Origin of the sequence: Streptomyces sp. NPDC086554, from assembly GCF_040686095.1 — a bacterium.
In the GTDB taxonomy this organism is placed as follows: domain Bacteria; phylum Actinomycetota; class Actinomycetes; order Streptomycetales; family Streptomycetaceae; genus Streptomyces.
In genome coordinates, this window is sequence record NZ_JBFBJK010000017.1 from 84162 (window position 1) to 98809 (window position 14648).

The window sequence follows — 14648 nt, forward strand, 5'->3', positions numbered from 1 at the left end:
ACTGGGCAAGCCAGGAAGCTGAGTCGACGGCCGAAGAGCGTTGACAGGGTGTGATCTTCTTCTCGGTGAAAACACCCCAAATCAGACATCTAGCCCTGGAATCGATACTCTTCGAGCAGTCGCCGGCCAATGATCATTTTCTGGATTTCGGCGGTACCTTCACCGATCAGCAGCATCGGAGCCTCACGGTAGAGGCGCTCGATCTCGTACTCCTTCGAGAAGCCGTAACCGCCATGAATCCGGAACGCGTCCTCTACGACTTCTTTGCAGTATTCGGACGCGAGGTACTTCGCCATCCCTGCTTCGAGGTCATTTCGTTCCCCGGAGTCCTTTTTGCGTGCTGCGTTCACCATCATCGCATGGGCGGCCTCGACCTTGGTAGCCATCTCGGCCAGCTTGAACTGAATCGCCTGGTGCTGAGCGATCGCCTTGCCGAAAGTGTGGCGTTGCTGGGCATACGAGACACCCAGCTCAAATGCACGCTGTGCGACACCGCAGCCACGCGCCGCGACATTCACGCGGCCGACTTCGACGCCGTCCATCATTTGGTAAAACCCTCGGCCGGTGACCCCGCCGAGTACGCGATTGGCCGGAATGCGCAGTCCGTCCATGATGAGTTCGGTCGTGTCGACGCCCTTGTAACCCATCTTGTCGATCTTCCCGGGGATGGTGAGGCCGGGGCGGACCTCTCCGAAACCGGGCTCCTTCTCGACGAGGAAGGTCGTCATCGACTTATGGGGCGCCGTGCCCTCAGGGTGTCCTTCGTCACTCCGGCACAGAACGGCCACCAGAGTCGACGTGCCGCCGTTCGTCAGCCACATCTTCTGACCATTGAGAACGTACTCGTCGCCGTCCTTGACGCCCTTGGACGTGATCGCCGACACATCGGAGCCGAGCCCCGGCTCCGACATGGAGAACGCGCCGCGCACCTCGCCCGCCGCCATCCGCGGAAGGAAGGTGTCCTTCTGCTCCTGCGTGCCGTGCTGCTTGAGCATGTAGGCCACGATGAAGTGGGTGTTGATGATGCCGGAGACCGACATCCAGCCACGCGCTATCTCCTCGACGCACAGTGCGTACGTGAGAAGCGACTCACCCAGGCCGCCGTACTCCTCCGGGATCATCAGGCCGAAGAGGCCCAACTCCTTGAGGCCGTCCACGATCTGCTGCGGGTACTCGTCGCGGTGCTCGAGCTCCGTCGCGACCGGAATGATCTCCTTGTCGACGAAGTCCCGGACGGTGGACAGGATTTCCTGCTGGATGTCCGTGAGACCTGCGGTCTGGGCGAGTCGGCTCATGGCTACTTCTTCTCCTGGCTCTTCTTGGGGGTGTCCACCAGCTCCGGGCGGCCGGGCTGCTCGCCGCCGCGCTCCTTGATGTACGTCTCGGTGGGCACCATCACCTTGCGGCGGAACACGCAGACCAGCGTGCCGTCCTGCTTGTAGCCCTTGGTCTCCACGTAGACGATCCCGCGGTCGTTCTTCGACTTCGACGGAGTCTTGTCCAGGACGGTCGTCTCGCCGTAGATCGTGTCGCCGTGGAACGTCGGCGCCACGTGCTTCAGGGACTCGATCTCCAGGTTGGCGATCGCCTTGCCGGAGACGTCCGGCACGGACATGCCCAGGAGCAGCGAGTAGATGTAGTTGCCCACGACGACGTTCTTCCCGAAGTCGGTCGTCTTCTCCGCATAGTTGGTGTCCATGTGGAGGGGGTGGTGGTTCATGGTCAGGAGGCAGAAGAGGTGGTCGTCGTACTCGGTGACCGTCTTTCCGGGCCAGTGCTTGTACACGGCGCCGACTTCGAACTCTTCGTAGGTGCGGCCGAACTGCATGGGTCTTACGCCTCCGGGGCTTCGAACTTGGAGGTGCGGGTCATGCCGGCGGCACGCCCCTTGCCGGAGATGACCAGGGCCATCTTGCGGCTGGCCTCGTCGATCATCTCGTCGCCGAGCATCGCCGAGCCCTTCTTGCCGCCGGCCTCGGACGTGCACCACTCGTACGCGTCCAGGATCAGTTCGGCGTGGTCGAAGTCCTCCTGGGAGGGCGAGAAGACCTCGTTGGCGGCGTCGACCTGGCCGGGGTGCAGGACCCACTTGCCGTCGAAGCCGAGCGCGGCGGCGCGGTTCGCGACCTCGCGGTAGCCGTCGACGTTCTTGATCTGGAGGTAAGGGCCGTCGATCGCCTGGAGGTTGTTGGCGCGGGCGGCCATCAGGATCTTCATCAGGATGAAGTGGTAGGCGTCCGCCGGGTAGCCGGGCGGCTGCTCGCCGACGACCAGGGACTTCATGTTGATGGAAGCCATGAAGTCGGCCGGGCCGAAGATGATCGTCTCGACGCGCGGGGATGCCTGCGCGATCGCGTTGACGTTGTTGAGGCCCTGGGCGTTCTCGATCTGCGCCTCGATGCCGATCTTGCCGACCTCGAAGCCCATCGTCTTCTCGATCTGGGTGAGCAGGAGATCGAGCGCGACGACCTGGTCGGCCGTCTGCACCTTCGGCAGCATGATGCAGTCGAGGTTCTGGCCGGCGCCCTCGACGACCGTGACGACGTCGCGGTACGTCCACTCGGTCGTCCAGTCGTTGACGCGCACGACCCGCGTCTTGCCCGTCCAGTCGCCCTCGTTGAGGAACTTGACGATGGTGTGCCGGGCCTCCGGCTTGGCGAGCGGCGCGCAGGCGTCCTCCAGGTCGAGGAAGACCTGGTCGGCGGGGAGGCCCTGGGCCTTCTCCAGGAAGCGCGGGTTCGAACCCGGAACCGCCAGACATGAACGGCGGGGACGGAGACGGTTGATGGGCGCGGTCATGCGGGGACCTCCAGAGGGTCGAGCTTGTTCGCTTTCCGGATCTCGTCGACGATACGGCCGATGATCTCGGTGATGCCGAAGTCCTTGGGGGTGAAGACGGCGGCCACACCCGCCGCCTTCAGGTCCTCGGCGTCGCTGTTGGGGATGATGCCGCCCGCGATCACGGGTATGTCGGGCGCCCCCGCCTCGCGCAGGCGCACCAGGACGTCCGGTACGAGCTGTGCGTGCGAACCCGAGAGGATCGACAGGCCCACGGCATGTACGTCCTCGGCGAGCGCGGCGGCGACGATCTCCTCGGGCGTGAGCCTGATGCCCTGGTAGACCACCTCGAAGCCGGCGTCACGCGCGCGTACCGCGATCTGCTCGGCGCCGTTGGAGTGCCCGTCGAGGCCGGGCTTGCCGACCAGGAAGCGCAGCTTGCCGGTGCCGAGGTCGGCGGCGGTCTTGGCGACCTTCTCGCGGACGAGGGCGAGCGGCGTGCCCTCCTCCGCCGTGACGGCCACCGGAGCGCTCGAAACGCCTGTGGGGGCCCGGAACTCGCCGAAGACCTCCCGCAGGGCGCCGGACCACTCCCCGGTCGTCACACCGGCGCGTGCGCACTCCAGGGTGGCTTCCATGAGGTTGCCCGTGCCGGCGGCGACCTCCTTGAGGCGCTCCAGGGCCTTGCAGGGGCGCGGGTGGTTGAACGGCGGCTGGTAGCGGGTGTCGCGCCAGTGCTTGATGGCGTTCACCACGCGGTTCTCGACGGCCGGGTCGACCGTCATGATGGCGGTGTCCAGGTCGGAGGTGAGCGGGTTCGGCTCGGTCGTCTCGTAGCAGTTGACGCCGACGATCTTGTCCTCGCCGCCCTCGATGCGGGCCCTGCGCTCGGCGTGCGAGGAGACCAGCTGCGACTTCAGGTAGCCGGACTCGACGGCGGCCATCGCGCCGCCCATCTGCTCGATGCGGTCGATCTCGGCGAGGGATTCCTCGACGAGGGACTCCACCTTGGCCTCGATGACGTGCGAGCCGTCGAAGATGTCCGCGTACTCCAGGAGGTCGCTCTCGTGCGCGAGCACCTGCTGGATACGGAGCGACCACTGCTGGTCCCACGGCCGGGGCAGACCGAGCGCCTCGTTCCAGGCGGGAAGCTGCACGGCACGCGCGCGTGCGTCCTTGGAGAGCGTGACGGCCAGCATCTCCAGGACGATGCGCTGGACGTTGTTCTCGGGCTGCGCCTCGGTCAGGCCAAGGGAGTTGACCTGCACGCCATAGCGGAAACGGCGCTGCTTGGGATTGGTGATGCCGTACCGCTCGCGCGTGATCTGGTCCCAGATCCGCCCGAAGGCGCGCATCTTGCACATCTCCTCGATGAAGCGGACACCCGCGTTCACGAAGAAGGAGATACGCGCGACGACATCACCGAACTTCTCCTCGGGGACCTGCCCCGAGTCGCGCACGGCGTCGAGCACGGCGACGGCGGTGGACATCGCGTACGCGATCTCCTGCACCGGAGTGGCCCCGGCCTCCTGCAGGTGGTAACTGCAGATGTTGATGGGGTTCCACTTGGGGATGTTCGCCACCGTGTACGTGATCATGTCGGTGGTGAGGCGGAGGGAGGGGCCCGGCGGGAAGACGTGCGTCCCGCGCGACAGGTACTCCTTGACGATGTCGTTCTGCGTCGTCCCCTGGAGCTGCGTGATGTCCGCGCCCTGCTCCTCCGCGACCACCTGATAGAGCGCCAGGAGCCACATGGCCGTGGCGTTGATCGTCATCGAGGTGTTCATCTGCTCCAGGGGGATGTCCTGGAACAGGCGCCGCATGTCGCCGACGTGCGAGACAGGGACACCGACCCGGCCGACCTCACCGCGCGCGAGGATGTGGTCCGGGTCATAGCCCGTCTGCGTGGGCAGGTCGAACGCGACCGAGAGGCCCGTCTGACCCTTGGCGAGGTTGCGCCGGTACAGCTCGTTGGACGCCTCGGCCGTGGAGTGACCGGCGTAGGTCCGCATGAGCCACGGCCGGTCCTTCTGACGCTCTGTCATGTACGAACCCTCAGCCCTCAGATGTTCCGGAAGCGGTTGATCGCGTCGATGTGCTTGGCCCGCATCTCCGGGTCGCGCACGCCGAGGCCCTCCTGGGGCGCGAGCGCGAGGACGCCGACCTTGCCCTGGTGGAGGTTGCGGTGCACGTCGTAGGCGGCCTGCCCGGTCTCTTCGAGGGAGTAGACGCGGGAGAGCGTGGGGTGGATCTTGCCCTTGGCGATGAGGCGGTTGGCCTCCCAGGCTTCGCGGTAGTTGGCGAAGTGCGAGCCCACGATCTTCTTCAGGGACATCCACAGGTAGCGGTTGTCGTACTCGTGGTTGTAGCCCGAGGTCGAGGCGCAGGTGACGATCGTGCCGCCCTTGCGCGTGACGTAGACCGAGGCGCCGAAGGTCTCGCGGCCGGGGTGCTCGAAGACGATGTCCACGTCCTCGCCGCCGGTCAGCTCGCGGATGCGCTTGCCGAAGCGCTTCCACTCCTTGGGGTCCTGGGTGTGCTCGTCCTTCCAGAACTTGTAGCCCTCGGCGTTGCGGTCGATGATCGCCTCGGCGCCCATCGCGCGGCAGATGTCCGCCTTCTGCTCGCTGGAGACGACGCAGATCGGGTTGGCGCCGCCTGCCAGGGCGAACTGGGTGGCGTAGGAGCCGAGTCCGCCGCTCGCGCCCCAGATCAGGACGTTGTCGCCCTGCTTCATGCCGGCGCCGTTGCGCGAGACCAGCTGGCGGTACGCGGTGGAGTTCACCAGGCCGGGCGATGCGGCCTCTTCCCAGCTCAGGTGGTCCGGCTTGGGCATCAGCTGGTTGGACTTGACCAGGGCGATCTCGGCGAGCCCGCCGAAGTTCGTCTCGAAGCCCCAGATGCGCTGCTCGGGGTCGAGCATCGTGTCGTTGTGGCCGTCGGAGGACTCCAGCTCCACGCTCAGACAGTGCGCGACGACCTCATCGCCCGGGTTCCAGGCGTTCACGCCGGGGCCGGTGCGCAGGACGACGCCCGCGAGGTCGGAGCCGATGACGTGGTACGGCAGGTCGTGGCGCTTGGTGAGCTCGCTCAGGCGGCCGTAGCGCTCCAGGAAGCCGAAGGTCGACATCGGCTCGAAGATCGAGGTCCACACGGAGTTGTAGTTGACCGAGGAGGCCATGACGGCCACCAGCGCCTCACCAGGGCCGAGTTCCGGCACCGGGACGTCGTCGAGGTGCAGCGACTTGCGGGGGTCCTTGTCGCGGGTCTCGAGCCCGGCGAACATCTCCGTCTCGTCCTTGTGCACGGTGATCGCGCGGTACGAGTCGGGCAGGGGGAGAGCGGCGAAGTCGGCGGACGTGCTGTCCGGGGACTGAATCGCGTCCAGGATTTCCTTCACGGTGATGCCTCCGGCGAAGTGCGGTCCCCCTCTGAGGGGAACACGCTCTTGAGGGTTACGTCGGGTGCTGCTGGTGCTTGTGAGGGTGTGCCGTCGGTTCGGCGGAGGGTGAAGCTCGGCAGCGCTTGGTGTGGCGCGGGAGGTTGCCTGTGACGCAGGCGTCCGGGCGCACGAGCCGTGGCTTGTGGGGACAGCCGGCGTACGGAAGTTCTCTGCACGCCGGCCGCCCGGACAACATCAACGTATGGCACCGCGTGCCAAGTGACAAGACACTGGGTGCCATGAGTTTTTGATAGATGATCGATCAGTGCAGGTCAGAGGGTGTGCGGGCATGGCAGAGGGGGCGCTACCCGTGGGTAGCGCCCCCATAAAAGCCAAGGACAATCAGGGTGAAACCCGGACCTACGAGGCCCGCTCCCGCAGCGCCTTCTCTATCGTCCGCATGATCTCGTCGAGCGGTGCGTCCGTCCGGGCCACGGTGACCAGGACATCGCCCCCGGTGCTCACCGAGGCCGCCGGAGCGGTCGTGGTGTCACGCCCCGCCCCGATACCCGAACCGAAGGTCCTGCGGACGATCGCGAAGGCGTGGTCCAGCTGGGTCTCCACGTCGCCCTGGCCGCCCGCACGCAGCCAGCGCCGCAGGACGTGGTTGTGCGCGGTCACCACCGCCGACGCCGCGACCTCCGCGAGCAGCGGATCGTCGTTGCCGTCGTGGTGGGCCTGCTCGTCGAAGTGGCCCAGGAGGTAGCGCGTGAAGAGCCGTTCATAGCGGGCCACCGAGGCGATCTCCCGCTCGCGCAGTGTGGGCACTTCGCGGGTCAGGCGGTAGCGCTCCACGGAGACCGCGGGCGATGCCGCGTACATCTTCATGACTTCCTTGATGCCGCGGCACACCGTGTCGAGCGGGTGCTCGTGCGGCGGCGCCGCGTTGAGCACCGCCTCCGCCCGGATCAACGTGTCGTCGTGGTCCGGGAAGATCGCCTCTTCCTTGGAGCGGAAGTGCCGGAAGAAGGTCCGCCGGGCGACTCCGGCCTGCGCCGCGATCTCGTCGACCGTCGTCGCCTCGTACCCCTTGGACGCGAACAGCTCCATCGCCGCGGCCGCCAGCTCCCGGCGCATCTTGAGCCGTTGAGCGGCGGCGCGGCTGCCCGCCGCGCTCTCCGGAGCGTCGGGCGTAGCGGGCGTACGTGTGGACTTGGCGGCCTTGGGCATGACCCGAACGTACTGCATATGCGCAGTCGAGTGCTCCTGCGGGACGGGGCCGCCCGACGGATCGAGCAGCCCGCCCCAGTCCGTGCGCGGTCTTTCGCCGGGCGCGCTCCCGTCCGTCCGCGGCCTACCGCCGGGCATATTCGCGGAAGCCGCGGCCGGTCTTGCGGCCGAGGCAGCCCGCGGCCACCAGGTGTTCGAGCAGGGGAGCGGGGGCGAGGCCCGGGTCGCGGAACTCGCTGTGCAGCACCTTCTCGATGGCCAGCGAGACATCCAGGCCGACGACGTCCAGGAGCTCGAAGGGGCCCATGGGGTAGCCGCCGCCGAGCTTCATCGCGGCGTCGATGTCGTCGAGCGTCGCGTAGTGCTCCTCGACCATCTTGATCGCGTTGTTGAGGTAGGGGAACAGGAGCGCGTTCACGATGAAGCCCGCGCGGTCGCCGCAGTCCACCGGGTGCTTCTTGATCGTCGCGCAGACCTCGCGGGCCGTCGCGTGCACATCGTCGGTGGTCAGGACCGTGCGGACGACCTCGACCAGCTTCATCGCGGGCGCCGGGTTGAAGAAGTGCATGCCGATCACGTCGCCGGGACGCGAGGTGGCGCGGGCACAGGCGACGACCGGCAGGGACGAGGTGGTGGTCGCCAGGATCGCGCCCTGCTTGCAGACCTTGTCGAACGCGGCGAACAGCTGCTGCTTGATCTCCAGGTCCTCGGCGACCGCCTCAAGGGCCAGGTCGACATCGGCGAACGCGTCGTACGAACCGGCCGGAGCGATCCGGTCCAGGGTCTTGGCCGCCATCTCCGCCGTCATCCGCCCCTTCTCGACAGAGCGCGAAAGCGACTTGGCGATACGGGCCTTGGCGTTCTCCGCCTTCTCCTCGCTGCGCGCGGCGAGCACCACGTCGTAGCCGGCCTTGGCGAACACCTCGGCGATGCCGGACGCCATGGTCCCCGACCCCGCGACGCCGACCGACCGGATCTCCCGGCCGCCGATCTGCTGCCCGCCCTCCAGCGGGGTCAGCGCGTCACGCACCACGACCGAACTGCCCGGCTCCTCGTACGAGTAGAAACCCCGCCCCGCCTTGCGACCGGTCAGGCCCGCCTCGCTGAGCTGCTTGAGGATCGGCGCGGGGGCGTGCAGGCGGTCCTGCGATTCGGTGTACATCGCGTCCAGGACCGTGCGGGCCGTGTCGACGCCGATCAGGTCGAGCAGGGCGAGCGGGCCCATCGGAAGGCCGCAGCCCAGCTTCATCGCGGCGTCGATGTCCTCGCGGGACGCGTACTTCGCCTCGTACATGGAGGCGGCCTGGTTGAGGTAGCCGAAGAGCAGGCCGTCGGCGACGAAGCCGGGCCGGTCGCCGACCGCCACGGGCTCCTTGCCCAGGGCGTACGCGAGCTCGGTGACGGCGGCGACGGCGGCGGGCGCGGTCAGCACCGACGAGACGATCTCGACCAGCTTCATCGCCGGTGCCGGGTTGAAGAAGTGCAGGCCCAACACCCGCTCGGGGCGCGCCGATTCGGCGGCGAGGCGGGTCACGGACAGCGCGTTGGTGCCGGTCGCGATGATCGTCTCGGGGCGCACGACGGCGTCGAGTTCGCGGACGATCTGCTGCTTGATCTCGTACGACTCCGGGGCGACCTCGATCACCAGGTCGGCATCGGCCGCGGCGCTCAGGTCGGTGAACGTGCGAACGCGGGCGAGGGCGTCCTGCCGCTCGTCCTCGGTGAGGTGCTCGCGGCGCACGGCCCGCTCGGTCGAAGCCTCGATGGCGGCCACGGCCTGGACGGCCGCCGCCTCGCTGATGTCGATGCCGATGACCTCGCGGCCCGCGCGGGCCAGGACCTCGGCGATGCCGGTGCCCATGGTGCCGAGACCGATCACGGCGACGGTGTTCAAGGGAGTGTCCATGTGTGGACTCCAGGAGGGTGAGTGACGACTGAGGGGCGCACACGGGCACGGAACGGGGTGCCTGGCGTACGGAAGGTGGTGCTGCGTGTCGTGACCGGGCGGCGAAAGCGCGCACGCCCGTGAGGAGTCGACCGGCTCTGTCCCGGAGCCACGTCGTACTGGGTGGAGCTGAGGTACCTGAGGTACCGAACCGACAAGCACTCGCGCCGGCTGCGTCACCAGGCCGCCACGAGGAAGAGAACTGCTTACGAGGAGTGTGCCCCGCTCACATGAGACTAACCGGCGAGTAACGAGCGCGCCAGCCCCCGGTGTTTGTGATCTGCATCGCGGGGTCGGCAGCGCCCCGAAGGGGGCGCGGGGCTGCGACATATGCGGCTCCGCCGCGAAGGGGGTCCCCCCTGTTCGAGCGAAGTCGAGAACTTGGGGGAGCGACCAGCCACGACGGCGCCGCAGATAAGAGACGGCACCTCGCGGCAATTCCAGCGGAGCGCTTAGGCTCCCCGTCATGGACGTGGAGTTGCGGACGGTGACGGAACGCTTACGCCGCGAGGCGGGGGTCTCGAAGGCCTACGAGAGGCTGGCGGCGACCGCTGATCTCGAGGAACTGGCGGAAGTGCTCGCGGCGGCCGGGCAGCCGCTGTGGGCGCGGGAACTGGCGGCGGTCCGGCTCGGCGCGGCCGGGGACCGCCGGGCCTTCGAGTCGCTCGTGCTGCTGCTCAACCACCGGGATCCCTCGCGGTGCGCGGCCGCCGCGTACGCCCTGGGGCGGCTCGGCGACCCGCGCACGGCGCGCGCGGCCGCCGCCCTCGCCACCAATGAACTGCGCATCGCCTACGCCCTGCATCCGGTGCGCCTGCTCACCGAACTGCACGCCCCCGAGTCGGTGCCCGCCCTGATCACCACGCTGGAGCGCAGGCTCGTCCCCTACGACCCGTACGGGAAGATCGCGCTCGCGTGCGTGGAGGGCCTCGGCGCCCTTGGGGACCCGCGGGCCAGGGACGTCCTGACGAAGGCGAGCGGCCATCCGCGGCTCGCCGCGGCGGCGTCCGCGGCGCTTGCCCGGCTGCCCGACTAGGGCCTGTCCGATGGGTCAGGCCGGTCTTCGCGCCGGGTGCCGGACAGGCCCTGGCGACGCATCGGTGCCCTACAGCACCGCGTACGCCTCGATCTCCATCAGGCACTGCGGCGAGACCAGTGCGGAGACCTGGACCGCCGAGGCGGCCGGGAGGCGTGCCGGGTCCAGATAGGTGTCCCGGGCGGTGCGGATCGCGGGCATGTACGCCATGTCCGTGACGAAGTACGTCAGTTTCACGACGTCCCTGAAGCTGCCGCCCGCGGCCACGAGGCAGTGCCACAGATTGTCGAAGACCTGCCGCGCCTGCGCGGCGGGATCGCCGTCGCCGACCAGGTTTCCCTCCTTGTCCAGGGGGAGTTGGCCGGAGATCGCCACGAAGCGGCCCGTGCCCATGACCACGTGCGTGTACTGGGTGGCGGGGGAGACGCCGTCGGGGGCGCTGATGTGGGTCAGTCGGCTCATGGGTCCATCTTGGACCATGGAGCCCTCAACGCCCCCGACGGTCTTGGGTGTTGCCCGGACTACGGTGTTGCCCGGACGACCGGGTCTCGGCTCAGCCGCGGAAGCCGATCAGGCCGTGCAGCGTGGCCCCGCGCTCCGAACCGGCCTTGGTGCTCTGCGGCTTGGGGTCGGGCAGCGCCTTGCACACCGCGTCGATCTCACCGCCGCTGCGCGGCACCTTCCCGTTCTCCAGATAGGTCGCCAGGTGGCGGTCCAGGCAGCTGCTTCCGGACAGGGTGATGCCGTGGTTGCCGCCGCCCTGTTCGACGACCAGGCTCGATCCGTGCAGCTTGCGGTGCAGGGTGACGCCGCCCTCGTACGGTGTGGCCGCGTCGTCCGTCGCCTGGAAGAGGAGCGTCGGGGGCAGCTGCGAGTTGGACACGTCCGTCGGCTGGAGCGATTCCGTCGGCCAGAACGCACACGGAGCGTTGTACCAGGCGTTGTTCCAAGCCATGAACGGCGCCTTCTCGTGGACCCGCCAGTTGTCGTCGCGCCAGGTGCCCCAGTCGCGTGGCCAGGACGCGTCACGGCACTGCACGGAGGCGTAGACGCTGTAGCCGTTGTCGCCCGCCGCGTCGACGGCGCCGAATTCCTCGTACGCCTCCACCAGCGGATCCGCGTCCTTGTCGTTCACGTACGCGGCGAACGCCTCGGCCAGGAACGGCCAGTAGCCGTTGAAGTAGCCGCCCGGGAGGTAGGTGTCCTCCAGCTCGCCCGCGCCGACCTTCTTGCCCGCGGGCTTCTTGGCGACGGCCCCCCGCATCGCGTACCACTTGGCCTCGACCTTCGCCGGGTCCTTGCCGAGCTTGTACGTCGTGTCGTGCCGGGCGACCCAGGCGGCGAACGCCTTGTGGCGTGCGTCGAAGGCGTAGTCCTGCTGGAGGTTGTCCTCGTACCAGACGCCCGTCGGGTCGACCATCGAGTCGAGGGCCATGCGGCGTACGCGGTCCGGATAGAGCTTTCCGTAGACGGCGCCCAGGTAGGTGCCGTACGAGTAGCCGAAGTAGTTGATCTTCTTGGCGCCGAGGGCGGCGCGGATCGCGTCCATGTCCTTGACCGCGCTCACCGTGTCGATGAACGGCAGCACGTCCGCGTACTTCTTGGCGCAGGCCTTCGCGAACGACTGGGTCCGCGTGAGGTTCGCCTTCTCGATCGCGGGCGTGGCGGGCACGGTGTCGGGGCGCACCGGGGAGAAGTGGCCGGGGCGGCAGTTCAGGGCCGGTGTGCTCTTGCCGACGCCGCGCGGGTCGAAGCCGATGACGTCGTACTGCGCCGCCACCTTCGCCGGCAGCGACTTGGCGACGAACCCGGCGAGCGACAGACCGCTGCCGCCCGGGCCGCCGGGGTTGACCAGGAGCGGGCCCTGGGACTTCTTCGCGGTGTGCGGGACGCGGGACAGCGCGAGGGTGATCTGCCGGCCGTGCGGCCGGTCGTGGTCGAGCGGCACCTTCAGCGAGGCGCACTGAAGCGTGGGGTAGTCCTTGGTCGCGCACTTCTTCCAGGTGAGGGTGGGCGTACGGGGGGTGCTTGTGCTGTCGGCGCTCGCTGCGGGCACCGCGGCCGTGACCATCGTGGCCACCACCGCGGCGACGCCGCACAGGGCGACGGCGCGTTTCTTCATCGGGCCTCCCGGGGCGGGGGGTTCGGGACCGTGGGTGCCACGGCCCCCGCGGCATCGTCCCGGAAAGCTCGCACGGAAGGAGGCGTTCTGCCGATGAATGACCTGAAGGTGCACCGTTCAGTGCAGCGCCCTTAAGGGGCGCGGGGAACTGCGCGACCGGCCGACGACGGCCTGCGGCGGCCAACGGTCCGAACTCCGCAGACGCGTCTGCCTGCGGCGGCACACGAGCGGGTGCGGGCCGCCCTGGGTTGCTCGCGCCCACGCGGCGGAGCCGCAAATGTCACAGCCCCGCGCCCCTGACGGGGCACTGGCGCAGGCCGCCCCTGCGCGAGTCACAGGAGCGTGAGCTGGGTGCCGCCGGGCGTGGGGGCGGGCGCCGGCTCGGTCTGCTCGGGTGCGCGGATGCGGCCGGCGGCGCCCGCGCGCGCCGGGCCGATGCCGAACTCCTCGGCCAGTTCGTGCACTTGCCGGGTGATGCGGCGCTGGTACCACTTGGGGGCGTAGGCGCCCTCCGCGTACAGCCGCTCGTAGCGGCGTACGAGATACGGATGGTGCTCGGCGACCCACTCCATGAACCACTCGCGGGCGCCGGGCCGCAGATGCAGCACCAGCGGCGTCACGGAGGTGGCCCCCGAGGCGGCGATGGCCCGCACGGTGGCCCGCAGCTGCTCGGGCCGGTCCCCGAGGAAGGGGATGACGGGAGCCATAAGGACCCCACACCCGATCCCGCGCTCGGTCAGCGTCCGTACGACGTCGAGCCGCCGCTCCGGAGCGGGCGTGCCCGGCTCGACGGTGCGCCACAGCTCGTGCTCGACGAAGCCGACGGACACGGAGATCCCGACGTCGGTCACGGCGGCGGCCTGCCGCAGCAGATCGAGATCGCGCAGGATCAATGTGCCCTTGGTGAGGATGGAGAAGGGATTCGCGTGATCCCGCAGCGCGGCGATGATCCCGGGCATGAGCCCGTACCGCCCCTCCGCGCGCTGATAGCAGTCCACGTTGGTGCCCATCGCGATGTGCTGACCGTGCCAGCGGCGCGATGCGAGGTGACGGCGGAGCAGTTCGGGCGCGTTCACCTTGACGACGATCTGGCTGTCGAAGCCGAGCCCGGTGTCCAGGTCGAGGTAGCTGTGCGTCTTGCGGGCGAAGCAGTAGACGCACGCGTGCGTGCAGCCCCGATACGGATTGACCGTCCACTCGAACGGCATGCGGGACGCCCCCGGCACCCGGTTCACGATCGTCTTGGCCCGAATCTCATGAAAGGTGATTCCACGGAACTCAGGGGTGTCGAAGGTCCTCGTGGTGACCGCGTCCGCGCCGAACAGCGCGGCATCCGCGACACCCCGTGACGGCCCGTCGGCGAGGTTCTCCCAGCGCATGACGCCTCCTCGGTAGCACTGACCACAGAATAGAACACATGTTCCCTTGATCGTGCGACCGGATACCTCGCGGACCCCGATTTGGGGCCCCGGTGCGCAGAGTGGTTGGCTTTGCCGGAATCTCTGAGTCACCGAGTGCTGGAGGAAGTGCAATGGCGCAGGTCGAGGCGACCACGGAGCGGGTCATCGTGGGTCGGCCGGAGGATGTCTTCGACGCGCTGGCCGACTACGACGGCACGCGCGGGAAGATCCTTTCGGAGCGCTTCAGCGAGTACGAGGTGCGTGAGGGCGGGGACGGCGAGGGGACGCTCGTCCACTGGAAGCTGCAGGCCACCAGTAAGCGGATCCGTGACTGTCTGCTCGAGGTCAGCGAGCCGACCGACGGTGAGCTCGTCGAGAAGGACCGCAACTCCTCCATGGTCACCACCTGGACCGTCACCCCGGCCGGCGAGGGCAAGGCGCGCGTCGTCGTCTCCTCCGTCTGGAACGGCGCGGGCGGGATCGGCGGCTTCTTCGAGAAGACCTTCGCGCCCAAGGGGCTCGTGCGGATCTACGACGAGGTGCTCGGCAAGCTGGCGGCCGAGGTGGAGAAGTAGGACCTCAACTCCTGTAGCCCGTAGGGGGTGTTGCCAGGCTCACCGTTTCGAGTGGTTCTCCGTTCGGTGCGCTTGTACGCCGTAGGGCTCCCACCGGCGCTTACGTCTGCCGGGCCCCGTGCCGGGGCGGCTCGTCGCGCTTGCTCGCAGTTGTCGCGTAATGCGAGAAATGTGCGGCGC

12 protein-coding genes are annotated in these 14648 nt (G+C 68.4%); 2 read left to right on the top strand and 10 right to left on the bottom strand.

What is annotated here, in order from left to right; all coding sequences use genetic code 11:
- Positions 1–89 precede the first annotated feature (89 nt).
- The 7 genes from AB0O76_RS26765 to AB0O76_RS26795 all read right to left on the bottom strand — a co-directional run bounded on the left by AB0O76_RS26765 (position 90) and on the right by AB0O76_RS26795 (position 9296).
- Positions 90–1295 carry an acyl-CoA dehydrogenase family protein gene (locus tag AB0O76_RS26765; RefSeq protein WP_365496123.1) on the bottom strand — a complete coding sequence of 402 codons (1206 nt, stop codon included), beginning with the start codon at positions 1293–1295 and terminating at the stop codon, positions 90–92.
- Between the two features lie 2 nt (positions 1296–1297).
- Positions 1298–1828, bottom strand: coding sequence for a MaoC family dehydratase (locus AB0O76_RS26770; RefSeq protein ID WP_365496125.1), 531 nt, complete (start codon positions 1826–1828; stop codon positions 1298–1300).
- A gap of 5 nt (positions 1829–1833) precedes the next feature.
- Positions 1834–2799 (bottom strand): CoA ester lyase, encoded by a 966-nt coding sequence (locus tag AB0O76_RS26775; protein WP_365496127.1) that lies wholly within the window; start codon positions 2797–2799, stop codon positions 1834–1836.
- Complete coding sequence (locus AB0O76_RS26780; RefSeq protein WP_365496129.1) at positions 2796–4823, bottom strand: protein meaA; 2028 nt, start codon at positions 4821–4823, stop codon at positions 2796–2798. The genes AB0O76_RS26775 and AB0O76_RS26780 overlap by 4 nt, the downstream gene beginning before the upstream one ends.
- A gap of 17 nt (positions 4824–4840) precedes the next feature.
- Positions 4841–6184 carry a crotonyl-CoA carboxylase/reductase gene (gene ccrA / locus AB0O76_RS26785; protein ID WP_365496339.1) on the bottom strand — a complete coding sequence of 448 codons (1344 nt, stop codon included), beginning with the start codon at positions 6182–6184 and terminating at the stop codon, positions 4841–4843.
- A 396-nt stretch (positions 6185–6580) separates the two neighbouring features.
- On the bottom strand, positions 6581–7390 hold the full coding sequence (locus AB0O76_RS26790; protein WP_365496131.1) for a TetR family transcriptional regulator: 810 nt from the start codon (positions 7388–7390) through the stop codon (positions 6581–6583).
- A 124-nt stretch (positions 7391–7514) separates the two neighbouring features.
- Entirely contained in the window at positions 7515–9296 is a 1782-nt protein-coding gene (locus AB0O76_RS26795) for a 3-hydroxybutyryl-CoA dehydrogenase (protein ID WP_365496133.1), read from the bottom strand.
- Positions 9297–9801: 505 nt separating this feature from the next.
- Here AB0O76_RS26795 and AB0O76_RS26800 point away from each other — a divergent pair.
- The gene (locus tag AB0O76_RS26800) at positions 9802–10371 is read left to right on the top strand and encodes an adenylosuccinate lyase (RefSeq protein ID WP_365496135.1); all 570 of its coding nucleotides are present in this window, start codon (positions 9802–9804) and stop codon (positions 10369–10371) included.
- A 69-nt stretch (positions 10372–10440) separates the two neighbouring features.
- Here the strand turns inward: AB0O76_RS26800 and AB0O76_RS26805 are convergent, their stop codons facing one another.
- The 3 genes from AB0O76_RS26805 to AB0O76_RS26815 all read right to left on the bottom strand — a co-directional run bounded on the left by AB0O76_RS26805 (position 10441) and on the right by AB0O76_RS26815 (position 13872).
- On the bottom strand, positions 10441–10833 hold the full coding sequence (locus AB0O76_RS26805; protein ID WP_365496137.1) for a RidA family protein: 393 nt from the start codon (positions 10831–10833) through the stop codon (positions 10441–10443).
- Positions 10834–10924: 91 nt separating this feature from the next.
- Entirely contained in the window at positions 10925–12493 is a 1569-nt protein-coding gene (locus AB0O76_RS26810) for an alpha/beta hydrolase (RefSeq protein ID WP_365496139.1), read from the bottom strand.
- A gap of 332 nt (positions 12494–12825) precedes the next feature.
- Complete coding sequence (locus AB0O76_RS26815; protein ID WP_365496141.1) at positions 12826–13872, bottom strand: Rv2578c family radical SAM protein; 1047 nt, start codon at positions 13870–13872, stop codon at positions 12826–12828.
- A 152-nt stretch (positions 13873–14024) separates the two neighbouring features.
- Here AB0O76_RS26815 and AB0O76_RS26820 point away from each other — a divergent pair, with 152 nt between their 5' ends.
- Positions 14025–14468 (top strand): SRPBCC family protein, encoded by a 444-nt coding sequence (locus tag AB0O76_RS26820; RefSeq protein ID WP_360764384.1) that lies wholly within the window; start codon positions 14025–14027, stop codon positions 14466–14468.
- The last annotated feature ends 180 nt before the right edge of the window (positions 14469–14648 follow it).

Excerpts from the sequence above, each read along its gene's own strand:
- AB0O76_RS26765 (WP_365496123.1), bottom strand. The coding sequence starts at position 1,295 with ATGAGCCGACTCGCCCAGACCGCAGGTCTCACGGACATCCAGCAGGAA.
- AB0O76_RS26770 (WP_365496125.1), bottom strand. The coding sequence starts at position 1,828 with ATGCAGTTCGGCCGCACCTACGAAGAGTTCGAAGTCGGCGCCGTGTAC.
- AB0O76_RS26775 (WP_365496127.1), bottom strand. The coding sequence starts at position 2,799 with ATGACCGCGCCCATCAACCGTCTCCGTCCCCGCCGTTCATGTCTGGCG.
- AB0O76_RS26780 (WP_365496129.1), bottom strand. The coding sequence starts at position 4,823 with ATGACAGAGCGTCAGAAGGACCGGCCGTGGCTCATGCGGACCTACGCC.
- AB0O76_RS26790 (WP_365496131.1), bottom strand. The coding sequence starts at position 7,390 with ATGCCCAAGGCCGCCAAGTCCACACGTACGCCCGCTACGCCCGACGCT.
- AB0O76_RS26795 (WP_365496133.1), bottom strand. The coding sequence starts at position 9,296 with ATGGACACTCCCTTGAACACCGTCGCCGTGATCGGTCTCGGCACCATG.
- AB0O76_RS26800 (WP_365496135.1), top strand. The coding sequence starts at position 9,802 with ATGGACGTGGAGTTGCGGACGGTGACGGAACGCTTACGCCGCGAGGCG.
- AB0O76_RS26805 (WP_365496137.1), bottom strand. The coding sequence starts at position 10,833 with ATGAGCCGACTGACCCACATCAGCGCCCCCGACGGCGTCTCCCCCGCC.
- AB0O76_RS26810 (WP_365496139.1), bottom strand. The coding sequence starts at position 12,493 with ATGAAGAAACGCGCCGTCGCCCTGTGCGGCGTCGCCGCGGTGGTGGCC.
- AB0O76_RS26815 (WP_365496141.1), bottom strand. The coding sequence starts at position 13,872 with ATGCGCTGGGAGAACCTCGCCGACGGGCCGTCACGGGGTGTCGCGGAT.
- AB0O76_RS26820 (WP_360764384.1), top strand. The coding sequence starts at position 14,025 with ATGGCGCAGGTCGAGGCGACCACGGAGCGGGTCATCGTGGGTCGGCCG.